This window comes from Myxococcus sp. CA051A, from assembly GCF_013336705.1.
GTDB classification, from domain to species: Bacteria; Myxococcota; Myxococcia; order Myxococcales; family Myxococcaceae; genus Myxococcus; species Myxococcus llanfairpwllgwyngyllgogerychwyrndrobwllllantysiliogogogochensis.
Map to the genome: position 1 here is coordinate 84,738 of NZ_JABUMS010000011.1, position 24,600 is coordinate 109,337.

A 24,600-nucleotide genomic window follows, 5' to 3' on the forward strand; every position below is an offset into this window, starting at 1 on the left:
CTCCGTGGCGACTGTCGCCCTCCACCAGGGGCCAGGAGGTTGCGAGGGATTGCCATTCCGCACGCACCCGGGTCCGCCCGAACGTGGGTCAAGACTTATCCGCTAAACGGAATTTCACGGATTTGTCTTATGAAAAACAGACGGACTATACGTGCGGGCCACGTAGCTATTTCCGGCTACGGGCAATCCCATACCCCCAGGAGCAGACATGAAGCTCAAGACGTTGATTGGCTCGCTGACGCTGGCGACGCTGCTGACCGGTGGCACGGCCGTGGCCCAGAACATCGAGCCGGTGCCCCCGCACGAGACGGGCGAGATTCCCAGCAGGGATGGAGAGATGGTGCGCGTTCCGTTGAGCAAGGTGCTCAAGGACTCGGCGCGTGAGGACATCGAGCAGGCCCCCGTGGAGGGCTTCCTTCCGGAGCTCCCCATCCTGGTCGACGGTGTGAAGTACACCGCGAAGCAGATCCAGGAGAAGGACATCCACCTGTCGCACTACGTGCTGGATGCCCGCTCCGCCGAGCAGGCGGTGGTGCAGGGCTTCCGCACCACGGCGGACGTGACGAAGTACTTCAACCAGACGGGCCAGTTTCCCTCCGAGCAGCCCACGGGCGCGGAACTCGCGCCGTGCAACCCCTGGTCGGTCTTCTTCGAGCACTCGTGGTACGGCGGCGCCAACTTCTCCGTCTATCCGGGCTGGGGCTACAACACGCTGGGCTGGTGGAACGACCGCATCTCCTCCATGTGGAGCACCCAGTGTGGCCGTTGGACGGTGATGACCGAGCACCATTATTTCGGCGGTCACCAGCTCTGGGTCGCGCGCGCCTGGGCCGTCGGCAACATGGGCAGCTACGGCTGGTACACGGGTTGGTGGCCGTTCCGCCGCTGGCACTCGTGGAACGACCGCGTCTCGTCGGTCGCCGTCTACTGGTAGTCGCAGGGTGACGTGAGTGGGCCGGAGGCCGCTGTCGCCTCCGGTCCCGCGTCAAGGAACCGGGCCCGTGCTCACTCGGAGGGAGGCTCGGCCGCCACCGTGTGCCACCGGTCGTCGTGAATCCAGCCGACGGTCCGGTCCGCGAGCGCCCACACGCCATCACCGGCGCCGCGCAGCCCGGTGAAGCGCAGCGAGTCCGCCTTGGAAATGGCCACGGGCTTCAGCCTGTCGCCGACCACCCGGTCGATGCCTCCCAGATGCGCCACGTAGACGTGGTCCTGGAACGTCGCGATTCCGTAGTAGTCGCGCTCGGTGTCGGGAGGCCGGATGACGCGCCAGTCGTCGCCGCTTCCCAGCAGGACGGCGCCTTCGCCACCGCAGAGGGCATAGCCGCTCTTCAGCGTGCATACGCCATTGAAGCCCGTCTCCAGCGGAAGCGAGATGCGGCGCCAGCGCTTTCCGTCGAAGTGCGCCAGATGCCCCTCGGAGGTGGCGGCCATGAAGTCGTCGCGGCCGTGGCCCGCGAGGGCTTCGAGGGTGACGTCCTCCCCGTCGATGGTGAGCTGGGGCAGCGTGCTGAAACGTGCCTTGCCCAGCACGTAGGCCTGCCCCACCGCGCCCACACAGACGACGTCGTTCCCCAGCACGCGGAGTCGACGCAGCGGCCCGAGGTCCTCGACGGCCGCGTTCTTGAACACCTTGCGAGAGGCCTTCAGCGCATCCGGTGTCCTCGGCGTCTTCCAGTCGAAGCGAATCACTGTCCCGTTCTCTCCGAGGACGTACGCCAGTCCCGCCGTGGTGGCATCCACGGAGAGGACCGCCTCACCGGACACTCCGAACTCCAGCCACGCGCCGTCCCTGCGCACGCCGATGCGATTGCCAGGGTTGTCGTAGTCATCCCCCACCGTGCATGCGGCGATGACCACCCCAGGAACGGGGCTCAGGCCCTCTTGGATGTAGGCGTCGCGCAGGAACTCCGCATCCGTCAACCCACTCATGTCCGAGAACTCTCCAACGTATGGCTCCGCGAGGATTCGACCAGACAGGACATTTACGACATGGGCGTCGGGCGCGCCATCTCCTCCTCGCCCGGCCCCTTCGCGCCTCTGTCAATGCCCCATCCACGGACATTCAATTGCAACTCAAGAAACAACAGAAACCAGTGTGCTTGTGAATCTAGATATAGACAGACAGGGCCGCACTCCTCCCACACCTCGAGTTGGATTCATGAGAAGCGTTGCGATCGCCGTCTTCGTCGCGGTCCTCACGGCCTGCGGGCCGGGCCAGGAAGAGACTCCCGCCCAGGAACTCGATACCCGCCCTGCCCCGCTCATCACCCCTGTCGAAGACCAGATTTCGGTGCACATGCCGAGTCCCGCGGGCTCGCCGCTTCCCTATGGCGAGTACATCCCTCCGGGCTACAACACCTCGACGGAGACGTACCCGGTCGTCATCCACCTGAACGGAATCGGCGAGCTGGGCGTCGCGCAGAACCCGACGGCGCTCTACGAGGTCGTGACGCGCAACGGGGCGCTGCGGAACATCCGCCACAGCACCACCTGGAAGACGTACTACGGCCAGAAGAAGGCGCTCATCTTCGCTGGCGACCATCGCCTCCAACATCGGCGCCCCGGGTGACACGCTCACCAAGATGAAGGACGTCCCCGTGTGGGCCGCCAGCAGCCACGGGGACCGGTGGGGCGAGCAGTCCTGGGTGCTCCCCGTGACGAAGAACTACAACTACTGGGCGTTCCCGCCCCTCGTCCAATCCACGCAGACGACGACGTACCTGTTCAGCAAGACGACGCAGACCTGGACCTCGCAACCCGGCGTCATCTCCACGGGGAGCTCCATCGTTCGCTATGTGCTGTACCCGGGCACGGCGCACATGGGCTGGTCCGAGACCTACGGCCTGCAGGGCTTCTGGGACTGGATGTTCGCCCAGCAGCGCCCGTAGTCGGCACCGGAGCGGACCGGAGGCTGTGTCGCCTCCGGTCCCGCTTCACGGAGTGCTCACTTCCGGGGGCGCATCCGGAACGCGACGAACGACGCCACGTCGGGGAAGGCGAAGTACGGGTTCTTCTGACGCACGTCACCCAGGGGAGCCACCGGCACGTCCGCGTAGTCGTGCCCTGGCAACAGCCGCGTCGAGTCCGGGACCTTGAGCAGCACCTGGGACAGTGAGCGGTACATCGCCTCCGGGTCTCCCCCGTTCATGTCGCACCGGCCGCAGCCGTTGATGAACAGCGTGTCCCCGGACACGAGCGCGTCACCGGCCAGCAGGCAGTGGGAGCCCGGCGTGTGCCCTGGCGTGTGCAGTGCCTGGAAGACCTCGGCGCCCACGGGCACCGCGTCCCCGGGCCCCAGTGGACGCAGCGCGTCCTTCAGTTCGCGCAACTCCGCGGAGAACTCCACCTCCGCGCGCTGCGCGTAGACGGGCACGTCATGCCGCGACAGCAAATCCGGCAGACCGTTGATGTGGTCGAAGTGGCAGTGCGAGACGAAGGCTCCGGCCAGGCGCTTGCCGTCCTCCGCCACCGCGCGCTCAATCGCCTCCACATCCCACGCCGGGTCCACCACCACGACGTCGGGAGAGTCCGCCGCGCCGACCAGGTAGACGAAGTTGTCCATGGGCCCCAGCTTGAGCTGACGCACGTAGGGAATTCGCATCTCTCATACCTCCCGGGAAGACTCTAACGCTTGAGACTTGCCGCCACGGCCTCTTCCCTCTTGAATGGGCGTCTTTTTCTCGGAGGTCCACCCACCGTGAAGCGCTCTCTGCCGTTGCTCGTCTGCACCCTCCTCGCCGGCTCGAGCGTCGTCGCCAAGGAACGGTCCACCTTCAAGTACACCGCGCCCGCGGACGGGGAGCGGCCGGTCATCGTCGACGCCGTCATCGCGCCGCAGGGCAGCGACTTCGCCATGCGGCTGCGCTTCGACAAGGACCCCTGGGGCGAGGAGTGCAAGAGCCGCTGCTCCAACGCCACGTTGTTGATCGACACGGACTCCAGCAAGCAGACAGGGCTGCGGCTCGCGCAGGGGGCCCCGGGCAACGGAGCCGACCTGGCCGTCATCATCCAGGGCGTGCGCGACTATGCGTCCGAGGGCGGCGGCAGTGCCCAGACGTGGCTGCGAGTGAAGGTACGACTGCTGGGCAGCGAGGCGAGCACGGTGGATGACGGTGAGCTGCTGGCCGAGCTCAGCCACAAGCACGACACCGACCGCATCCAGTCCGACGGCAAGACGGTCTACCTGTTGATCGACACCACCCACGCGTCCATTCCGTCCGCGCGCAAGGCGCGGGTCGTCTATCAGCCACCCGGTGGCAAGCCCATCCAGGCCACCGTGCCCGGCATGATTGGCGGCGGCGGTGGTCGGGGCGTGCGCATCTTCAAGGACGGCAACTGGGGCAAGGCGCCCAAGGCGACGCCCTGAGCTGACGCGGAGCCCACGGGGCACAGCTCCTCTCTCGAATCGCCGCGCGTGAAGTGGTCGAGTTCCCTAGGGACCTTCTATCTCTCGCGCGCAAACGGGGCTGAAATCGGGCGGTGGTACCCCCACCCGATTGCCATCCGCACGCGGATTCGGCCCTGAAGCGGAATCACGACCGAGACGTTCTCCTCTCGCGCGGAACGCTGATGGTTCCACGCGGGAGGCAACCCAGTCGGGAGAGTCCCCCTGAAGCCCGTCACCATCGCACTGGTCGTCTACCTGGCCGTCACGGGTGCGGACGCGCCCGCATCTTCTTTCGAACTGGTCTCCCTGGTACGACTGCTCGCGGCCCCCGAGGCCTACGACGGCAAGCGCGTCCAGATTGTCGGCTACGGGTCCTTCGACTCAACAGGCACGGCGCTCTACCTCAACGCCCAGGATCACCAGCATGGCGTTCCCATGAGCGCGGTGTGGCTCGTGCTTGGACAGACAGGGGCGCCCAAAGCGGGTTCGCCTCCGGGCTACGTCGTCGTGAGAGGAACCTTTCGCGCGGAGGGCCGCGGTGCGATGGGTCTCTTCTCGGGAGCCATCACCGACATCGACCGGCTCGACGACTGGGACCTGGGGAGCGCCGCGCCCCCACAGCAACCCAAGGGAGAACCCACCCGCGCGCGGGGCTGCCTCTGAAACGAAGCCCGTGGACAAGGCCCTCCCTCGGCTCGGGCCTCAGTCCTCGCGCCATGACCCGGCATGCTCCCGAGCGAAGTCTTCGAAGGAGCGCGGCGGAGTGCCCGTGACTTCGAGCACCGCGTCGCTGGCCCTGGGTGCCCGGCCCTCTCGGTGGAAGCGGAACATGTCGATGAGCCCCTCGACGTGCGCGGGGCTCACGGCATACGGCAGCATCGCCTCGCGAAACACCCCGTCAGGGATGGACTCGTACCTGAGCTCGCGGCCCGCGGCCTGACCGAGAACGCGGGTCATCTCTTGGTATGTCATCGCCTTGGGGCCGCAGAGGTCCAGGTGCCTCCCCGTGAAGGACTCGGACGTCAGACACACCGCCGCCACGCGGGCGATGTCCCTCGCGTCGATGGGACTCTCCTCTCCATCGCCCCATGGCAGGCGCAGCACCCCTTCGGTTTTCAGCGCGTGGCCGTAGTACGTGACGAAGTTCTGCATGAAGCCCCCGGGCCGGAGCACGGTGTTCGGGATTCCCGAGCGCTCCAGCTCACGCTCGATGGCGCCGTGGACACGAGCCAGGAAGAACGCCTCGCTCCCCGCACAGAGAATCGAGAGCTTCACCAACCTGCTCACCCCCGCGCGGCGCGCGGCCTCGATGACTCGCACCTCGGCGCCAACCTGGTCGACCATGTCCCCCGTCGCGAGGAACACCGTCCGCGCACCGTCCAGACATGCCTCCAGTCCTTCGCCCGTGCTCAAGTCGACACGCGCATGCTGTGTGGCGCGAGGGTCCGGTACTCGCGAGCGAAACGCCGCCCGCGTGGGCCCCCCCCGCTTCACGAGCTCGTCGAGGACCGCGCTTCCCACCACTCCCGTTGCACCCAGGATGACGTTCATGCGCGGCAAGATGCGCGCGCCAGTGCCTCACCCGATAGGAAGCATTTGACCCCGCTCCTCGGGCGGCAGCGCCGTGGCGCCGCGAGCGGCCGCTGACAGGGCCCCCGGAGCCAATCCGGAGAGCTTCCGGCATTCAAGCAACCAGTGGGACTGGTCGCAGTACCCCGCTTCATGCGCCAGCCAGGTGAGCGACGCCGTCGCGTCCTCTCTCGTGCGCTGGAGCGCCTGCTGGAAGCGGCGGACCCGGAGGAAGTCTCGCGGCGTCAGTCCCACCTCGCGCCGGAACAACTCGATGAACCTGCGGTGACTCAAGCCCGAGCCCGCGACGAGCGAAGAGACAGGCACGTCCGCCGTACTCGCTCGAAGTCGCCCCAGCGCCGTCCACACCGCCTCATGCACGGACCGGAGCGACGCATGCCGGGCAAGGAACGCCGTGCCCAGAAGCGCGAAGCGCTCCTCGTCACTCGACGCCTCGGAGAGTCGCGCCACCCACCGCGTCGCGACAGGCCCCCACAACGAGGACAGCTCCACGTGCCGCCCGGCCAGCGCATCCAGGGGAACGCCCAAGAGGGGCCAGGCGCCCCCCGCGCGGAAGTGGACGCCCGCGAGCATGGACTGCTGCGCCGTGGGAACGTCGAACGCGGCACGCCGAGGACCAGAGACCAACGCCTCCGCGCACGCCCCCGCCTCACCATCCAGCTCCCTCCACTCCAGTCGCTGCCCCGCCAAAGGAATCACCAGCTCCAGCGTTCCCGTGGGCAGCACCCGCTCCAGCCCATGCCCGGGCCGATACCCGTCGTACAGCCAGAAGGCCTGGATGAACGGGCGCAGGGGCTCGGGAGGCGCGAGCGCACGGTAGAAGGAATGGACCTGGGTCATCGCTCGCCCCGCTTCATACCCCCGTCTCCAGCACGCCGCGTCGATGCCCGGGCAAGGGAGCAAGCCCACCCTGTCCTACCTGTCCAGGGCCTCCCAGGAGCCAACCGGGCGTCCTCTCCTACCCGCACCCACCGTCCCGTCCCCAGGTGAGTCCCATGGGCCCTCGCCCTCGGAATTCCAAGGGGTTACAGGGATGTTTCACCTTGGGACCGAACTGGACGGGCTTTCAGGTAGGATGCCTCCGAGGATACGCAACCCCCCGAATTCGTTCCAATTGTCAGGGGGCCATGGTAGTCCCGCCGCTTTGTTACAGCTTCCAGATTCCATGGCGCGGAGTGCGCGAGTCACGCACCGCGTTCGGGTACGAGACGTTCTCACCTGGGTTTGAAGAGCATGCGCGCAGAAGCCGAAAAGAAGACGCCAAAGAAGCAGGGAGGCGCGGGTGGCGGGGGTGGAGCCTCGGGCTCGGCGGGTGGTGGAGATGGATATATCCCCGCCTCGCTCGCTGACGAGGCGCGTCGCCGGTACATCAACTACGCCCTGTCGGTCATCACCTCACGCGCCCTGCCGGACGTGCGCGACGGCCTCAAGCCCGTGCAGCGCCGCATCCTGTACGGCATGTGGAACGACCTGAACCTGTCGTTCGACACGAAGTACCAGAAGTGCGCGCAGGTGGTCGGCGCCATCATGGGTCGCTACCACCCGCACGGCGACGCCTCCATCTACGACGCGCTCGTGCGCATGGCGCAGGACTTCTCCCTGCGCTACCCGCTGGTGGACGGCCACGGCAACTTCGGCTCGCTCGACGGCGACTCCGCGGCCGCCTACCGCTACACCGAGTGCCGACTGGAGAAGCTCGCCACCGAGATGCTGGGTGAGCTGGAGCGCAAGACGGTCGACTTCCGGCCCACCTACGACGGCACGCGCAACGAGCCCATCGTCATCCCCTCGCGGGTGCCGCAGTTGCTGATGAACGGCACCACGGGCATCGCCGTGGGCATGGCCACCAACATCCCGCCCCACCACCTGGGCGAGCTGGTGGACGCGCTGGTCGCGCTCATCGAGAACCCGGCGCTGCTCACCAAGGATCTGCTCAAGTGGATCAAGGGCCCGGACTTCCCCACCGGCGGGCAGATCCTCAATGACAAGAAGGAGCTGCGCGACATCTACGAGACGGGCCAGGGCAGCGTCCGCATCCGCGGCGAGTGGGACACCGAGGAGCTCAAGCGCGGCGGCACGCAGATCATCGTCACGTCCATCCCCTACACGGTGAACAAGTCCACCCTCGTCGCGAAGATTGGCGACCTGGTGCGCGAGCGGAAGCTGCCGCTCATCGTCGACGTGCGCGACGAGTCCACCAAGGACGTGCGCATCGTCCTGGAGCTGAAGAAGGACGCCAACGCCGACCTGGTGATGGCGTACCTCTACAAGCACACGCCGCTGCAGACGACGTTCGGCGTCAACCTCACCTGCCTCGTCCCCAGCGACGACAACCCCGAGGTCGGCACGCCGCGCCGGCTGGACCTCAAGAGCATCCTCCAGTTCTTCCTCGACTTCCGCTTCGGCATCGTCACGCGGCGCTACCAGCACGAGCTGGGCGAGCTGCAGAAGCGCGTCCACCTGCTCGAGGGCTTCGAGAAGGCCTACGACGCGCTGGACGAGATCATCCGCATCATCCGCCAGTCCGAGGGCAAGCAGGACGCCGCCCAGAAGTTGATGGTGCGCTTCAAGCTGGATGAGCTCCAGGTGGACGCCATCCTGGAGATGAAGCTCTACAAGCTCGCCCGCCTGGAGATCCTGGTCGTCCAGAAGGAGCTCAAGGAGAAGCGCGCGGAGATCAAACGCATCGAGGGCATCCTCAAGGACAAGAAGAAGGTCTGGGGCACCGTCAAGGACGAGCTCGCCGAAATCAAGGGGCTCTACAACGACAAGCGCCGAACCAAGATTGGTGGCGCGGGCTCCGAGGAAGTGGAGTTCAACGCCGACGCGTTCATCGCGGACGAGGATGCCCATGTGGTCATCACCCGCGACGGCTGGGTCAAGCGCGTGCGCGAGGTCAAGGACCCGTCCTCCACCCGCCTGCGCGAGGGCGACGCCGTCATGGCCGTGCTCGCCGGCAGCCTGAAGGCGAACCTCGTCCTGTTCAGCAACTTCGGCACCGCCTACGTCACCCGCTTCAACGACATCCCCGCCTCCACCGGCTACGGCGACCCCGTCCAGAAGCTGTTCAAGTTCGACGACGGCGAGCGCGTGGTCGCCGCCCTCTCGCTCGACACGCGGCTGGCGAGTCCGCAGAAGCTCCTGGGCGTGACGAAGCAGGGCATGGGCATGCGCTTCCTCCTGGAGCCGCACCTGGAGGTCTCCACGCGCGCCGGACGTCGCTACGCCAAGACGGGCGAGGGCGATGAGATCATCGGCGTGCAGGCCGTGGGTGAGAAGGACCTGCTCGCGGTGCTCACCAAGAAGACCAACGCGCTGGTGTGCAAGGCGGCGGAGATCAACGAACTGGCCGGCCCTGGCAAGGGCGTCACCGTCATCAAGGTGGACGCGGACGACCAGGTGGTCGACTTCCTCGTCACCGCGCCGAACCAGAAGGACGCGAAGCTGGATTTCGAGACGCAGAAGGGCCGCAAGCTGCAGCTCGCCCCCGCGAAGTACGGGGTGACGGGCCGCGGCGGCAAGGGCCACGAGATGTCCAAGCGCGACGCGGTGGAGGACGTGGCCCGGCCCGTCGTCTTCATCCCGTTGCCCGAGAAGAAGGACTAGCCAGAGGACGCCATGGCGACGAAGAAGGAAAGCTATACAGGCGCCGACATCCAGGTCCTCGAGGGCCTGGATCCGGTGCGCAAGCGCCCGGCCATGTACATCGGCGGGACGGACGGCACCGGGTATCACCACCTGTTGTGGGAGATCCTCGACAACTCGGTGGACGAGGTCATCAACAGCCACGCCACCACCGTCGAAGTGACGCTCCACAAGGATGGCCGCAGCATCACCGTGGTGGACAACGGGCGCGGCATCCCCGTGGACATCATGCCCAAGCTCAAGAAGCCCGCCGTGGAGGTCATCCTCACGACGCTGCACTCGGGCGGCAAGTTCGAGCAGGGCAACTACACCCACTCGGGCGGTCTGCACGGCGTGGGCAGCTCCGTGGTGAACGCGCTCTCCCGCAAGCTGACGGTGGAGATCAAACGCGACGGCAAGCGCCACATCCAGACGTACGCGCGAGGCAAGCCCACCAGCCCCCTGAAGGCGGACGGCGGCGCGCGCGGCACGGGCACGTCGATCACCTTCGAGCCGGACCCCGAAATCTTTGGCGAGAAGCTGAAGTTCGACGCGGAGCTGGTGCGCGAGCGGCTGGAGGCCAAGAGCTACCTGCACAAGGGCATGATCGTCATCTGGAAGGATGAGACGGCCAGCCCCGCCACGTCGGTGACGTACAAGCACGACGGCGGCATCGCCGAGTACCTCACCAAGGTGGTGACGGAGCGGCAGAAGCCGCTGGTACCGGTGGGCAGCACCAACTTCTACCACTCGCGCGACAACGGGGTGCGGCTGGAGGCGTCGCTGGGGTGGACGGAGGCCACGGACGAGCACATCCGCTCCTACGTCAACGGCGTGCCCACCCCCATGGGCGGCACGCACGAGGCGGGCCTCAAGGGCGCCATCGTCAAGGCGGTGCGCAACTACATCGAGACGCACGACCTGACGCCCAAGGGCGTGACGCTCACCGCGGAGGACATCCGCGAGGGAATCACGGCCATCCTGTCCGTGTACGTGGTGGAGCCCCAGTTCCAGGGCCAGACGAAGTCGCGCCTCAACAACCCCGAGGTGACGGCGCAGGTGGACGGCGTGCTGCGCCCGGCGCTGGAGAAGTGGCTCAACGACAACAAGAGCATCGCCGAGGCCGTCGTCGGCCGCATCATCCTGGCGGCCCGCGCTCGCGAGGCCAGTCGCGCCGCGTCCCTGGCCGTCAGCCGCAAGACGGCCGTCAGCCACCGGCTCAACCTGCCGGGCAAGCTGGCGGACTGCTCGTCCACGGACCCCAACCTGAGCGAGCTGTTCCTCGTCGAAGGTGACTCGGCAGGTGGTTCCGCCAAGCAGGGCCGCGACCGGCGCACCCAGGCCATCCTCCCCTTGCGGGGCAAGGTGCTCAACGCGGAGCAGGCGTCCACCGACAAGGTCGCGGGCAACAAGGAGCTCCAGGACATCGTCAGCGCCCTGGGCTGCGGCATCGGCGCGGACTTCGACATCACCAAGCTGCGCTACGGCCGCGTCTTCCTGCTGATGGACGCCGACAGCGACGGGCACCACATCGCCACGCTGCTGCTGACGTTCTTCTACCGGCACCTGCGCCCGCTCATCGAGAGCGGCGCCATCCACATCGCCCAGCCTCCGCTGTTCCGCGTGGACATCGGCAAGGAGACGTACTGGGCGCTGGACGAGGCGGACCGCGACCGAATCATCCGCGAGAAGGTGAAGGGCAACGCCAAGCCCAACATCATGCGCTTCAAGGGCCTCGGTGAGATGACCGCCGACGAGCTCAAGGAGACGACGCTGGACCAGAAAAACCGGATGAGCCTGCGAGTCACGATCGACAACCCCATCGAGACGGACCGCGTCATCAATGACCTGATGGGCAAGGACGTGAGTGCCCGGTTCCGGTTCATCATGGAGCGCGCGGGCGAGGTCGAAGCGCTGGACGTCTAGCCATCCGTCATCCTGCCGCGGGTCCCCCCCGCCCCGGATTGCCCCCGGGGCGGAGGGCCGTGACGGGGCTCCCCTCGCTCGGCTAGCATCCGGCGCCGTGACTACGTTCCGCCGAATCGCCCTGCTCCTCACCCTGCTGCTGGCCGTCCTTCCCGCCCATGCCCAGACGACGCGCAAGAAGTCCGCGCGCAAGAAGGCCGTGCCCACCAAGGTGGTGAAGAAGAAGAAGCCCGCGGGCAGGGACGTGAAGAAAGCCCCGCCCGTGGAGGACACGGACACGGCGGACACGAACGACGTCGCGTCCCCGGAGCCCATGGTCTTCGGAGAGCCGGACTCGAAGCCGCACCCCACCGACAAGCCGGAGGCGCCCGCCGCGAAGCCTCCGCCCGCCGCGGTGGCCACGCCGGTGGCGCCGCCCTCTCCGAGCGCCACCGAGCCGGAGAAGCCCAGCACGAGGCCGTCGCTGGCCGCCACGCCCGCCGTGTCCACCGGCCCCGTGGCGCTCTTCTCAGTCGCCCGAGCCTCGGCCGCGTCCGCCGCGGCGCTGAAGCTGGAGACGGAACTGACGCGTCACCTGCAGCGCGGCGGAGACGTGCAGTTCGTGGACCTGGGCGCGGCCTTCCCGCCCCCGGAGCCGACGCCGCTGACGAAGGCCGACGGGCTGTTCGAGGACGGCCGGGCCGCCTACGACAACCTGGACCCGGAGGTCGCCGAGGCGAAGTTCCGCGCGGCCGCCGAGGCGTACGAGCAGGCCCCCGGTGAGCTGCGGCCGGAGCGGCTGGGTGAGGCGTTCCTGTTCCTCGGCGCGGCCCGGATGCTCAATGGCGACGCGGCCGGCGCGAAGGAGTCCTTCATCCGCTCCGTGGTGGCCGAGCCCGCCACCCGCCCGGACAAGGCGCTCTTCGGTCAGGACGTGCAGAAGGCCTTCGACGAGGCGCGCGCCGAAGTGAGCGCGCGGCCCGCTGGCACCCTCGCCGTGGAGTCCCAGCCCGCGGGCGCGCAGGTCCACGTGCGCGGCCAGGAGCTCGGCGTCACGCCGCTCAAGGGCGTGTCCGTCCCCGCCGGCCACCACGCCGTCATCGTGACGCTGCCGGGCTACACGTCCTTCGCCCAGTACGCGGAGGTGAAGTCCACCGGGAGCGCCGAGGTGAAGGCGACGCTTGTGCCCGGGCCGGGCCTGTCCGCCATCCGCGAGGCCGCCGTGCGCGCCGGCTCGCAAGAGGCCTTCGACAGCGAGACGCTGCCTCCCGAGACGGGCGCCATCGCCGAGCGCCTGGATGCCCGCTACCTGGTGCTGGCCGCGGTGTCCCAGGACAAGAAGGGCCGCCTCCAGGCGGAGCTCCAGGTCTGGGACGTGCGCACCCAGGCCCGGCTGCGCGGCGTGGAAATCGACCTGTCGGGCAAGGACCGCAAGCGGGGCCCCGAGGCGGCCGCGCAGCAGGTCCGCGACTTCATCCACGGCGCCATGTCGCCCCGCGTCGCGGAGAGCGGTGGCACGGGCGTGTCCCTGCTGAAGCGGCCGTGGTTCTGGGCCGCCGTCGGTGGCGTGGCGGCGGTGACGGCGGGCGCCGTCTTCGTGGCGACCCAGGACAAGGGCCGTCCCTTCAATCCCATCACCGGAGGAACAGGCTTCTGAGCCACGGGTTGAATGACGGTTCGCCGCTCGCGTCGCTCGTTTCAGAGGTTACCCCATGAGAGCCCTCGTCCTCGCCCTGCTTCCCTCGCTCGCCCTGGCGGCGTCCCCCGCCCCGGCCCGGCGTGTCTCCAGCCTCCTCGTCCCCATGGACCCGGCCTCCGAGGCCACCGCGGTCCAGATGGAGGGCTACATGAACGAGGCGCTGGGGAACTTCTCCGGCTTCACCGTGCGCAAACCCGAGGAGCTCTTCGGCCTGCCCGGAGACCCCGCCGCCCAGTCCGCGCTCGAGCGTGCCCGCAAGGGGTACTCGGAGAGCGCCGCCGCCTTCGACAAGAAGGAGTACGACGAGGCGGAGGCGAAGGTCCGCGCCACCCTCAAGGAGCTCAACGGCGCGCCGTCGTCCATGCGGGGTTGCTCGCCCCTGTGCGAGTCGCTGGCGCTGTACGCGGCGCTCCTGCACCTGCGCGGCGACGTGGAGGAGGCGAAGCTCGTCCTCATCGACCTCATCGCCGTCTCGCCGACCTTCGAACTCAACCCCAAGCGCTTCAGCCGGGACTTCATCGCCCTGCGCGTGCAGGTGGCCACCGGCCGCACGTCCCAGCTGCGCGGAAGCGCCACGGTGAAGTCGCGGCCCGCCGGCGCCCGTGTCTACGTGGATGGTGAACTGGCCGGCCACACGCCGGTGACGATTCCCGCGCTGGCGGTGGGCAAGCATCTGTTGCGCATCGAACGGCCGGGCTTCCGCCAGTTCGGCCAGCTCATGGAGGTGACGCCGGACGACGTGGAGGTGAGCACGGAGCTGGTACCCACCGCCTCGTACAAGGCCTACGACGCGCAGCTGGACCGCGTGGCCAGCGAAGTGTCGCGTGGCATCCCCCAGGCCAACGGCGTGGCGGGGCTGGGCAAGTCCATGGGCCTGGAGCGCGCCATGGTGGGCACGGTGAAGGCCTCGGGCGAGGGCTCCGAGCTCATCCTGGGCTATTACGACTTGCGCAACGGCAAGAAGCTCGGAAGCCGCCGCGTGGTGCTCCAGGGCGACGAGTTCGGTCAGCTCAAGCAGGAGATGGAGCGCATGGTGAATCAGATGGTGAACACCAGCGAGGGTGGCGGCGAGAAGGTGGTGCGCAGCTCCGACCCGCTCGACAACCGGGGCGGCACCGAGGACTGGGGCGCGGAGGACCGCGGCGGACGCACCCGCTCCGAGGAGAAAAAGAAGAAGAAGGTGGATGACCCGCTCGACGGGGTGTCCGGAACCGAGGACTGGTGACACGCGGCGCTTGTCCTCGGGCGGGCGCGGCCTAGAGTCCTGGCGCGTATGCGCCTGCTCGCCCTCCTGCTGCTGCTCCCGTCGCTCGCGCTCGCTCAGACGAGCACCATCGTCCAGGCCCCCGTCCCCACGCGGGGGATGACGCTGCCGCCCACTGGCGCGGCCCTGGTGGACGAGGCCACCGCCCTGTCGCTCAACCCGGCCGGGTTGGGCTTCGTCCGCTCCGGGCAGCTGTTCTACCTGCACGAGCGCAACCTGGAGCGGGACAGCGTCGCGGACGGCGTCTTCCTGGGCGCGCAGCTCCTGGGCCTGGGCCTGGGCGCGTCCATGGAGTGGATTCGCGGGCGTCACGAGCCGGACTACCGGCGCACGTCGCTGGGCCTGTCTCTGGGCTCGCCCACTCTGCAACTGGGCGGCTCCTGGCACGGCTTCAGCTCCGACGATGACGACATCGACGCGCTGGACACGTTCGACGTGGGCCTCACCGCCCGCCCCGTGCGCGCCCTGTCGCTGGCGGCGGTGGTGAAGGACCTCAACGCGCCCACCGAGGGGAGCCTGGAGGTCAAACGCAAGTACGACTTCGGCCTGGGCCTGCGCCCGCTGGACGAGCGCTTCACGCTGGGCATCGACTGGCTCTTCTCCGAGGGGGCCTTCCGCCAGGGTCAGGCGACGTACACGCTCCAGGCGGAGGTGATTCCGGGGCTGCGGCTGGGCGGAGGCGTGTCGCACGGCTTCGTCAGCGGCGTACCGCTGGCGCTCCAGCTGGCGGCGACGGTGGACACCGGCCACATCGGCGTCACGTACGCGGCGGGCGGCGGCGAGGACGGCACGGACCATGTCCTGGGTGTGCGCCTGTCTTCGGAGAGCTATCGCTCGCTGCGTCCGCCCGGGGGCGTCGTCACGATGCTCGACTTGAACGACGTGCTGGCCAGCGGAGGCAGTCCGCTCCTGGCGGTGCTCGGCGTGAGCGAGGCGGACCCGTTCCTGCGGCTGTCGCGCTGGCTGGACCTGGCCGCGAAGGACGAGCGGTTGTCGGGCGTGGTGCTGAAGATGGAGGGCCTGCCGGGGGTGGACTGGGGCAAGGCGGAGGAGCTGCGACAGGCGGTGCTGCGGCTGCGCGCGTCCGGCAAGCGGGTGATGGCGGTGCTGCTGTCAGTGGATGACATGGGCTACTTCGTGGCGACGGCGGCGGAGCGCATCTACGCGGTGCCGGAGTCCTTCCTGCACATCAACGGCCTGGCCGCGCACCTGCAGACCTTCGGCGGGACGATGGACAAGCTCGGGGTGAAGTGGGACGTGGCGCGCGTGGGCAAGTACAAGACGGCCCCCGAGCAGCTCACCCTCAGCGAGCCGAGCGACGCGTCGCGCGAGGCAGTGGGCGCGTACCTGGACAACGAGGTGAGCTGGTACGAGCGCGCGGTGACGGAGTCGCGCAAGGTGCCGGTGGAGAAGCTGCGCGAGCTGTGGGCCGCGGGCCTGCCCACGCCGAAGCGGGCCCAGGAGCTGGGCTTCGTGGACGCCATCATCCACCCCGCGGAGCTGGACGGGAAGGTGCGGGAGATGGCGCCTCGGGCCCGCTTCAGCGCGGCGTACGCGCCTCGCGACGAGCGCGAGGACCGCTGGGGCAAGCGTCGCCGCATCGCCGTGGTGCCGGTGCTGGGCACCATCGCCGGAGGCAAGAGCCGCGAGGACCCGCTGGGCTTCAGCCGCATCGCCGGCGCGGAGACGGTGGTGCGCGCGCTGGAGTCGGCGAAGTCGGACCCGTCCGTCGTCGCCATCGTCCTGCGCGTGGACTCGGGCGGCGGCGAGGTGCTGGCCTCCTATCTCATGTACCAGGCGGTGCTGGACGCGGCGAAGGTGAAGCCCGTCATCGCCTCCATGGGCGACATGGCGGCGTCCGGCGGCTACTACGCGGCCATGGGCGCCACGGAGATGCTGGCGCTGCCCACGACGATTACCGGCAGCATCGGCGTCTTCTACATCAAGCCCGCGCTACAGGGCCTGCTCGGCGAAAAGCTGGGCATCAGCCAGGAGACGCTGAGCCGCTCTCCCATGGCGGACGTCTTCGACACCTGGCAGCCCTGGACGCCGGAGCAGCAGACGGCGGTGCAACAGTGGGTGGACGCGTCCTACGACATGTTCATCACCGAGGTGGCCCGCGCGCGCAAGAAGGACAAGGCGGAGGTGGATACCATCGCCCGAGGCCGGGTGTGGAGCGGCACCGACGCGCTCGCCCGGGGACTGGTGGACCGGCTGGGCGGCCTGCATGACGCGGTGGAGTCCGCTCGCAAACACGCGGGCGTCCCCCAGGCCGAGGAGCTGGACCTGGTGTTGATGGGCGAGGCGCGCGGCTTCTTCTCCAGCATGGGCGGGGAGCCGGGCGTGCAAGCGGCCCTTGCCCTGCTCCCGGCGCCTTCCGAGCCCTTCCCCGCCGCCTTGCGACAGCTGGCGCGCGACGCGGGGGTGAACCTGGAGCTCCTGCGCCCGGGGATGAAGGCGATGATGCCCTTCACCCTCACCGTTCGCTGACGACGGCACGGCGGGGCGGGGTCCGCCCGCCAACACCGGGCGAAAAAACCGGGAGCGCGCCGGGCGTCCTCTGTTAGTGTTCCTCATGCACGCTGGTCGGCTTTCGGGCCGCCAGGGTGCTCCAGGGACCGGCGGTTCGGCCTTCCGTGTCTCAGGGCCCCGCGCCCGGCTCCCTGTCCCACAGCCTGAGTCACCCTGCGTCCCCCCGCCCTCCCCTCGGGATGGCCCGTGTGGGGCGCACACGGTCTGGAAACCTCATGAGCGAAAACTCCGATAACCGCGATCCACGTGATACCCCGCCGCCGCCCGCGGCCGCCCGTCCTGTCCCTCCTCCCGAAGCGGACGACGATGGCGGCGATGAAGGCGACGACGAGGGTGGAGACGAGGGCGAAGGCGGTGGCGCCTCGGCCAGTGGTGGCCCCGGCGGACAACCCGGCCAGCCCGGTGGACGCCGCCGTCGTCGGCGCCGTCGTCGTCGTGGCGCGCAGGTGCTCTTCACGCCGGATGGCCAGGCGTACCGGATGCAGCCGGGCCCGGACGGGCAGCAGGTCCAGGTCTTCCTGACGCCGCAGGAGCTGGAGCAGCACAAGCAGCGTCAGGCCCAGCAGCAGCAGGGCCCGCAGCAGCCCCAGCAGGGTCAGCAGCAGCCGCAGGGCGGCGGGCACGGTGGCGGCCAGCAGCACTCGCGCCAGCACCACGGCGGTGGTCAGCAGGGCCAGGCGGCGCAGCAGTCGAACCTGGCGCCCGTGGAGGGCGTGCTGGACACGGAGGCCAAGGGCCCCAACGCCTTCCTGCGGCAGGTGAAGCGAAACCTCCTGGCGGCGCCGGACGACCCGGAGCTGCCCAAGAACCTGGTGCAGAAGCTGCGCCTGCGACAGGGCCAGTACCTGACGGCCTTCGCGCAGATGCGCGGCCACAAGGGCATCATCCAGAAGGTCGACACGGTGGACGGCCGCCCGCTGGAAGGCGCGCCCCGGCTGCCGCACTTCGCGGACCTGACGTCGGTGGACCCCACCGAGCGGCTCAAGCTGGAGTGCGGCCACAAGGAGATGGTGACGCGGGTGTTGGACCTCGTGTCTCCCATCGGCAAGGGCCAGCGCGCGCTCATCGTCGCCCCGCCGAAGACGGGCAAGACGATCATGCTCCAGCGCATCGCCCAGGCCGTCATCTCCAATCACCCGGAGGCGCACGTCATGGTGCTGCTCATCGACGAGCGGCCCGAGGAAGTGACGGACATGCGCCGCAGCATCAAGGCGGAGGTCGTCGCCTCCAGCTCGGACCGGCCCACCGCCGACCACCTCAAGGTGGCGGAGCTGGCGCTGGAGCGCGCCCGCCGGCTGGTGGAGAACGGCAAGGACGTGGTCATCCTCCTGGACTCCATCACCCGTCTGGCGCGCGCCTACAACAAGGAGATCGACAACTCCGGCCGCACCATGTCCGGCGGCGTGGACAGCCGCGCGCTGGAGCGCCCCAAGCGCATCTTCGGCGCCGCGCGCGCCACGGAAGAGGCGGGCTCGCTGACCATCATCGGCACGGCGCTCATCGACACCGGCAGCCGCATGGACGAGGTCATCTTCGAGGAGTTCAAGGGCACCGGTAACTCGGAAGTCACGCTTGACCGCCTGCTCGCGGAGAAGCGCGTCTTCCCCGCGGTGAACATCGCCCAGTCCGGCACGCGCAAGGAGGAGAAGCTCTTCACCCTGCGCGAGTACGAGAAGGTGAAGAAGCTGCGGCAGATGCTCCACGCGGTGAAGCCGGTGGAGGCCATGGAAGCGCTCGTCAAGCGGCTGTCGCGGTACACCTACAACGACGAGTTCCTGGACGAGCTCTAAGCCGAGCTCCGAGACAGCGCGCGGGGGTGGTGTGGCGGGCCCGGGTTTGCGTAAGGTGGCGGCATGATTCAGGGCTCGGGCCGCTGCCACTACCACCCGGAGCGCGCCGGCCTCGGTATCTGCGTGGAGTGCCGGCGGGTCATCTGCCGGGAATGCACCACGCAGTTCGAGGGCATCAACCGCTGCGCGAGCTGTCTGGGCCGGCGCCTCAAGGCGCTGGAGGGCCCGGGTGAGCGGCGTGAGTGGACGGTGGGCAACGGGATGCTCGCGCTGGTGGGGCTCTTCCTCGTCTGGGGCGGCATCTATCTGGTCGCCTCCGTGGTGGCGAGCTAGCCCATGGCCGTCTCCGCGCTTGAGCTGCGCCCGCGCAACGCCGTCTCGCTGATGGACGCGGCGCTGCGCCTGTGCGCCCGGAGCACGGGCGTCTGGGCCCTCACCCTGCCCGGCGGCGCGGCCGTCGTCGCCGCCATGCTGTACCTGGCGGAGGCGGTGCGACTGGGACGCCCGCTGGTGCTGCCCACGCTGGCGCTCACGCTGGCGTGGTTCCTCCGAGGCGTGTGCCAGGGCGCCGCGTGTCACCACATCCAGGCCCGGCTCCTGGAGGGTCAAGGCGAGCCCTCGACGTGGGACTCGCTGAAGGCCGCGTTGGGGCGCCTGCCCTCGCTCTGCGTCGCGGTGGGCTACCTCTTCGTCTTCGACGGCATGGCCCTGTTGTTCGGCCTGGGCGTGGCCTACGTCGTGTTCTCCTCGGCGAGCGTGGGCTACGCGGCGGTGATGCAGGGCCGGGGGAGCGTGCTGGGGCTGTATGGGCACTGCTCGCGGCTGTTGGGCCCGGCGCGTGGCACCGCGACGATGGTCCGCATCCTCATGAGCGTGCAGGTCCTGGTCTTCTTCAACCTGCACATCGCGTTCAACTTCCTGCTGATGCTGGCCCGGAAGCTCCTGGGCATCGACCTGACCTTCGCGGAGCGCTTCGCCTCGCTGGACAACGCGCCCTGGCTCCTGTTCCTCGTGGCCACGACGTTCGCCCTCTTCGAGCCGGTGCGCGCCGCCACCGCCACGCTGCTGCTGGTGGATGGCCGGGTGAGGCAGGAGGGGCTCGACCTGATGGCGGCCGCGCAGCAGCTCCCGACGCGAGACTCCGGCAAGCCGCTCGGCCCGCGCAGCGCGGCCGTGCTCGCGGTGGCGCTGGGACTGGGACTGCTCGTCGGAAGCCCCGCCCGGGCGGACGAAGTGGCGCCGCGTCCTCCCGTCACCTCCGGGCGCGATGCGGCGCGGCGGCTGGGCCAGGTGGCACAGGCCTGCGAGGGCGAGGACACCGCCAGCGACCCTCGCTTCGAGCGCATGGGCGCCCTGGGCCCCGGTGAGCGCGGCAAGCTGGACCGGCTGGTGCGCGCGGTGGAGCGGCAGGCGTACGACAACGAGGACTGCGAGTCGGCCCTGGCCGCGCTGGAGCGGGGCCTGACGCATGCCACGTCGACGGTGGAGGCGCAGGAGAAGGCGGACGCACGTGTCGCCTCGGCGCGGGCACGCGACATCCTCGCGCGGCCGGAGTTCGCCGTGGCGCCGCCCCGAGACGAAGAGACCAAGGAGCCCACGCCGCCCCCGGAGCCTCCGGGCTGGTGGCGCCGCTTCATCGACAAGCTGGGCGAGTGGCTCAAGGAATTCTTCAAGCGCGACGAGGCCCCCGCCCCGGTGGACGTCGCGCCCCCCGCCGTCACCGGCGGCGCCGTGGCCAATGTCCTGGTGGTGATGCTGGTGGCGCTCACGGTGGTGGTGTTGGGCGTGGTGCTGATGCGGGCCCTGCGCAAATCCCGTCCGAGCCACCGGGAGGCGGGCCTGGAGGTCTCCACGCTGGATGCCACGACGCTCGCGGGAGACCCGGCGCACGCGCTGTCACGCCCGCCGGAGGGCTGGGCCCAGTTGGCGGACGAGCTGGCGGCGCGCGGGGAGTACCGTGAGGCGGTGCGCAGCCTCTACCTGGCGCTGCTGTCCCGGCTGCATCGCGACGGCGCCATTCTCTACGACGTGACGCTGTCGAACTGGGACTACCTGAGCCAGTTCAAGGGGCGCACCGAGTGGAAGCCCCGCTTCCGTGAGCTGACGCTGCGCTTCGACTTCGCCTGGTACGGCAACACCCCGGTGGGCCAGTCGGGCTACCAGGAGTTCCGCTCGCTCACCGCGCCCATGCTGGCCGCGCCCGCCACGTTGGAGGCCGCCGGTGCGTGACCGCTTTCCCTTGCTGGTGGTGGGCGGGCTGGTGCTCACCGCGGTGCTCGGCTCGCTGCTCGTGAAGGGCGCGAAGCGCGGCGAGTTCGCCGACACCCTGTCCACCTATCGCGCGCACGAAGACGGCGCGCGCGCCCTGTTCCTGCTGGCCGAGGAGAGCGGCCTGCCGGTGACCCGCCGCATGGCGGACCTGCGCATCACCGGCGCGGACACCTCGACGCCGGTGCTGCTGGCGGTGGAGGTGGAGGGCTCGCGCGAGGATGACCTGGAGCAGACACAGCTCGCCGCCGAGCCCGATGCGGGCCTGGGCGACGAGCACGTGCCGCGCGTCGGCTTCAATGCCTTTCGCGCCAGCCACCTGGACGACCGCGAGGTGACGGAGCTCCTGGAGCGCGTGGTGGCGGGCGGCACGGTGGTCTACGTCCCCTGGGGCTCGCGGGAGAACCCGCTGCTGGATGCCCTGGGGGTGAAGCTCACCAAGGCGGACACGACGCTGCCCATGCGCACGCTGGTGCCGCCCTTCCCCTCCCCGTACACGCTGGGCGTGGAGCGGGTGGAGGTGAAGGTGCAGGCCTATCTGGAGCTGCCGGAGAACGCCGTCCCCGTGCTCGAGGACGAGCGGCTGGGACGCATGGTGGCCGCGGTGGTGCCTCACGGCCAGGGCCGGGTGCTGGTGGTGGGCGCGCCGGAGCTGGCCATGAATGGGGCGCTGGCGCGCGCGGACAACGCGCAGTTCTGGCTGTCCTCCCTGCGCGCGCTGGGCCCGGGCCCCTACGAGTTCGACGAGTTCCATCACGGCTTCACCAACGAGCGCTCGGTGGTGGACTTCGCGCGGCGCTATGGGCTGCAGTTCGCGGTGCTCCAGTTGCTCGTCGGCGTGGCGCTGTGGTCCGTGGCGCTCAAGCGCTTTGGCCCCCCGCGTCCTCCTCCCGAGTCCGCTCGCGTGGGCGCCACCGATGCCCTGTTCGCCATGGCGCGGCTGTATCGCGAGGGGCGGCACCACGCCTTCGCCGCGAAGCTCGTCTCGCGTGGACTCACCCAGGAGCTGGCCCTGCATGCGGGGCTGCCCGCGCACGCCACGCACACCGCCGTCTCGGACGCGCTGAAGGAGCGCGGACGCGAGGACCTGGCGCGCGGCCTGAATGACGTGGCCGCCCGCGCCGAGACCGCGGCCAACGACTCCGACCTCCAGCAGCTCGCGGCCCGTGCGGCGGGCCTGCGCCAACGCCTTCACTCCGCCGGCTCCGCCCGGCGCAGCACTCCCGGAACCCCATGAACGCGAATGACCCCGCCTCCACCCTCGTGCCCACTGGCTCCGCCGTGCAGGCCGCCCACGCCATCCGCGAGGGCGTGCTGCGCGAGGTGCGCAAGGCCGTCGTGGGCCAGGACGAGGTGCTGGAGCTGATGCTCTGCGGCCTCATCGCTGGCGGCCACGTGCTGCTGGAGGGTGTGCCCGGCGTGGCCAAGACGCTGATGGCCAAGGCGCTGGCCCGGAGCATCAGCTCCGACTTCAAGCGCATCCAGTTCACCCCGGACCTGATGCCGGCGGACATCCTGGGCACCAGCGTGTTCGACCTGAAGACGCAGGGCTTCGTGCTGGTGCGCGGTCCCATCTTCACGGACCTGCTGCTGACGGACGAAATCAACCGCGCCCCGGCCAAGACGCAGTCCGCGCTGCTGGAGGCCATGCAGGAGCGCGGCGTGTCGCTGGAGGGCCGCAACCTGCCGCTGTCGCCCCTCTTCACGGTGTTCGCCACGCAGAACCCGGTGGAGTCGGAGGGCACGTACCCGTTGCCCGAGGCGCAGTTGGACCGCTTCCTCCTGAAGATCGACGTGGGCTACCCCGCACCGGAGGAAGAGGACGCGATTCTGGCGTCGGTGCACCGGGGCTTCGACTCGGGAGACCTGGCGCGCGCGGGCGTGAGCGCCGCGGTGACGAAAGAGGGCCTGCTGGCCGCGCGTGCCGCGCTCAACGAGGTCAACGTGGAGCCGCCGGTGCTCAGCTACATCCGCAAGCTGGTGTCGGCGACGCGCGCCTCCGGTCGCATCCGGCTGGGCGCGGGTCCTCGCGCGGGTGTGCATCTGCTGCTCGCGGCCAAGGCCCTGGCGGCCCTGCGCGGACGCAACTTCGTCACGCCGGATGACGTGCGCTTCCTCGCCGGCCCCGTGCTGAAGCACCGTCTGCTGCTATCGCCGGACGCGGAGCTGGATGGCGCCACGCCGTCGGACGTGCTGCGCGAGGTGGTGCAGGCCGTGGAGGTCCCCCGGTGATTCCCACCGGGCGCCTCTGGGGGCTGCTCGCGCTCCTGGCCCTGCCCATGATGGCCGCGGGTTTCTTTCCCGGCCTGGGCGGCGCCGTGGTCGCCCTGGATGCGCTGGCCCTGGCGCTGGCCCTGCTGGACTTCTTCAGCGCCCGCTCGGCGAAGCTGGAGGTGCGGCGCGTGCTGCCGCAGCGGCTCAACGTCGGCGTGCCCAACAAGGTCGAGCTGCGCGTGGTGCACCGAGGCGGTCGCACGGTGCGCGTGCGCCTCAAGGACGGCGTGCCGGAGTCCTTCACCGCCACGCCCGAGGAAGCCCCGCTGGAACTCCAAGCGGACAGCGAGACGCGCTGGGTGTACCGGGTGACGCCGGCGAAGCGCGGGCGCTTCGACTTCGGGGACGTGTACGCGCGAGTCCAGGGCCCGCTGGGCCTCGTGTCCCATGAGCGCGTGTTCCCCGCCGCGCAAGCCATCTCCGTGTACCCGGACCTGCGTGGCGCCAACCGGCTGTTGCTGTCCGGAGCCGCGTTGGACCTGGTGAACCTGGGCCTGCGGCAGCTGCGCCGGGATGGCCGGGGCAGCGAGTTCGCTCGCCTGCGCGACTATGCCCAGGGAGACAGCGCGCGCGACGTGGACTGGAAGGCCACCGCCCGCCGGGGCAAGCCGGTGACGCGCGTGCTGGAGTCGGAGCGCTCACAGTCCATCCTCATCTGCGTGGACGCGGGTCGCTCCATGGCCGCGCAGGTGGACGGCCTCACCAAGCTGGACCACGCGGTGAACGCCGCGCTCTTCCTGGCCTTCGTCGCCGTGCGCAACGGAGACCGGGTGGGCCTGGCCGTCTTCGCGGACGGCGTGAAGACCTACCTGCCCCCAGCGGCCGGACGTGGCCAGTACCGGAAGATGGTCGATGCGCTGTACTCCACGACACCCAGCCTCACGTACGTGGACTACCTGGCCCTCTTCAAGGAGCTGAACGTCCGCCTCACCCGGCGCAGCCTGCTGTGCGTCTTCACCGACTTCCTCGACGAGGAGCAGGCCTCCACCATGGTGGCCCCGCTGCACCGGCTCGCGCGGCGCCATGTGCCCCTCTGCCTATCGGTGAAGGACACCGCGCTCCAGAAGCTCCTGCGCACGCCACCGCCCGGGCCGGAGGAGTCCTTCCAGCACGCCGTCGCCTCGGAGCTGCTCGCGGACCGAGAGGTGCTCAAGGCGCGGGTGAGTCAGGGCGGCGTGCAGATGCTGGATGTTCAACCGGATGACTTGAGCCTCGCGGCCGTCAACCGCTACCTCGACATCAAGGCCCGGGGCGTGCTGTAGCG

Annotated in this window: 19 protein-coding genes; 15 read left to right on the top strand and 4 right to left on the bottom strand. The window is 69.5% G+C overall.

What is annotated here, in order from left to right:
• Positions 1-208 precede the first annotated feature (208 nt).
• Positions 209-934 carry a hypothetical protein gene (locus HUA74_RS29125; RefSeq protein WP_174457167.1) on the top strand — a complete coding sequence of 242 codons (726 nt, stop codon included), beginning with the start codon at positions 209-211 and terminating at the stop codon, positions 932-934.
• 71 nt (positions 935-1,005) lie between these two features.
• On the opposite strand, the gene HUA74_RS29130 is transcribed toward HUA74_RS29125, so the two are convergent.
• A complete protein-coding gene (locus HUA74_RS29130; protein WP_174457168.1) occupies positions 1,006-1,932 on the bottom strand; it encodes a hypothetical protein in 927 nt (308 codons plus the stop codon).
• A gap of 229 nt (positions 1,933-2,161) precedes the next feature.
• Between HUA74_RS29130 and HUA74_RS29135 the strand changes: the two genes are divergently transcribed.
• Complete coding sequence (locus HUA74_RS29135) at positions 2,162-2,572, top strand: hypothetical protein (RefSeq protein WP_174457169.1); 411 nt, start codon at positions 2,162-2,164, stop codon at positions 2,570-2,572.
• A gap of 13 nt (positions 2,573-2,585) precedes the next feature.
• A complete protein-coding gene (locus HUA74_RS29140) occupies positions 2,586-2,891 on the top strand; it encodes a hypothetical protein (RefSeq protein ID WP_174457170.1) in 306 nt (101 codons plus the stop codon).
• Between the two features lie 56 nt (positions 2,892-2,947).
• Here HUA74_RS29140 and HUA74_RS29145 read toward each other — a convergent pair whose 3' ends face one another.
• The gene (locus HUA74_RS29145; RefSeq protein ID WP_174457171.1) at positions 2,948-3,604 is read right to left on the bottom strand and encodes an MBL fold metallo-hydrolase; all 657 of its coding nucleotides are present in this window, start codon (positions 3,602-3,604) and stop codon (positions 2,948-2,950) included.
• Between the two features lie 96 nt (positions 3,605-3,700).
• On the opposite strand from HUA74_RS29145, the gene HUA74_RS29150 reads away from it, so the two are divergent.
• The gene (locus tag HUA74_RS29150; RefSeq protein WP_174457172.1) at positions 3,701-4,369 is read left to right on the top strand and encodes a hypothetical protein; all 669 of its coding nucleotides are present in this window, start codon (positions 3,701-3,703) and stop codon (positions 4,367-4,369) included.
• Between the two features lie 723 nt (positions 4,370-5,092).
• Here the strand turns inward: HUA74_RS29150 and HUA74_RS29155 are convergent.
• Together HUA74_RS29155 and HUA74_RS29160 are read right to left on the bottom strand one after the other, a co-directional pair.
• The gene (locus tag HUA74_RS29155; RefSeq protein ID WP_174457291.1) at positions 5,093-5,941 is read right to left on the bottom strand and encodes an NAD(P)H-binding protein; all 849 of its coding nucleotides are present in this window, start codon (positions 5,939-5,941) and stop codon (positions 5,093-5,095) included.
• A 27-nt stretch (positions 5,942-5,968) separates the two neighbouring features.
• On the bottom strand, positions 5,969-6,820 hold the full coding sequence (locus HUA74_RS29160; protein WP_174457173.1) for a helix-turn-helix domain-containing protein: 852 nt from the start codon (positions 6,818-6,820) through the stop codon (positions 5,969-5,971).
• 393 nt (positions 6,821-7,213) lie between these two features.
• On the opposite strand from HUA74_RS29160, the gene HUA74_RS29165 reads away from it, so the two are divergent.
• The 11 genes from HUA74_RS29165 to HUA74_RS29215 all read left to right on the top strand — a co-directional run bounded on the left by HUA74_RS29165 (position 7,214) and on the right by HUA74_RS29215 (position 24,598).
• On the top strand, positions 7,214-9,586 hold the full coding sequence (locus tag HUA74_RS29165) for a DNA topoisomerase (ATP-hydrolyzing) subunit A (protein ID WP_141643843.1): 2,373 nt from the start codon (positions 7,214-7,216) through the stop codon (positions 9,584-9,586).
• Positions 9,587-9,598: 12 nt separating this feature from the next.
• Positions 9,599-11,530, top strand: coding sequence for a type IIA DNA topoisomerase subunit B (locus HUA74_RS29170; RefSeq protein WP_141643842.1), 1,932 nt, complete (start codon positions 9,599-9,601; stop codon positions 11,528-11,530).
• 97 nt (positions 11,531-11,627) lie between these two features.
• On the top strand, positions 11,628-13,166 hold the full coding sequence (locus tag HUA74_RS46690) for a PEGA domain-containing protein (RefSeq protein WP_174457174.1): 1,539 nt from the start codon (positions 11,628-11,630) through the stop codon (positions 13,164-13,166).
• Between the two features lie 55 nt (positions 13,167-13,221).
• Positions 13,222-14,433 carry a PEGA domain-containing protein gene (locus HUA74_RS29180; protein ID WP_174457175.1) on the top strand — a complete coding sequence of 404 codons (1,212 nt, stop codon included), beginning with the start codon at positions 13,222-13,224 and terminating at the stop codon, positions 14,431-14,433.
• A gap of 48 nt (positions 14,434-14,481) precedes the next feature.
• Entirely contained in the window at positions 14,482-16,962 is a 2,481-nt protein-coding gene (gene sppA / locus HUA74_RS29185; protein WP_174457176.1) for a signal peptide peptidase SppA, read from the top strand.
• A gap of 257 nt (positions 16,963-17,219) precedes the next feature.
• Positions 17,220-18,794: a transcription termination factor Rho gene (gene rho / locus HUA74_RS29190; RefSeq protein ID WP_141646942.1), complete on the top strand. Its 1,575-nt coding sequence runs from the start codon at positions 17,220-17,222 to the stop codon at positions 18,792-18,794.
• A 63-nt stretch (positions 18,795-18,857) separates the two neighbouring features.
• Positions 18,858-19,127, top strand: coding sequence for a hypothetical protein (locus tag HUA74_RS29195; RefSeq protein ID WP_141646943.1), 270 nt, complete (start codon positions 18,858-18,860; stop codon positions 19,125-19,127).
• Positions 19,128-19,130: 3 nt separating this feature from the next.
• Positions 19,131-21,023, top strand: a complete 1,893-nt coding sequence (locus HUA74_RS29200) for a DUF4129 domain-containing protein (protein ID WP_174457177.1) — start codon at positions 19,131-19,133, stop codon at positions 21,021-21,023.
• Positions 21,016-22,299 (top strand): DUF4350 domain-containing protein, encoded by a 1,284-nt coding sequence (locus HUA74_RS29205; protein WP_174457178.1) that lies wholly within the window; start codon positions 21,016-21,018, stop codon positions 22,297-22,299. The genes HUA74_RS29200 and HUA74_RS29205 overlap by 8 nt, the downstream gene beginning before the upstream one ends.
• The gene (locus tag HUA74_RS29210; RefSeq protein WP_141646946.1) at positions 22,296-23,294 is read left to right on the top strand and encodes a MoxR family ATPase; all 999 of its coding nucleotides are present in this window, start codon (positions 22,296-22,298) and stop codon (positions 23,292-23,294) included. Before HUA74_RS29205 ends, HUA74_RS29210 begins: the two co-directional genes overlap by 4 nt.
• On the top strand, positions 23,291-24,598 hold the full coding sequence (locus HUA74_RS29215; protein WP_141646947.1) for a DUF58 domain-containing protein: 1,308 nt from the start codon (positions 23,291-23,293) through the stop codon (positions 24,596-24,598). The genes HUA74_RS29210 and HUA74_RS29215 overlap by 4 nt, the downstream gene beginning before the upstream one ends.
• The last annotated feature ends 2 nt before the right edge of the window (positions 24,599-24,600 follow it).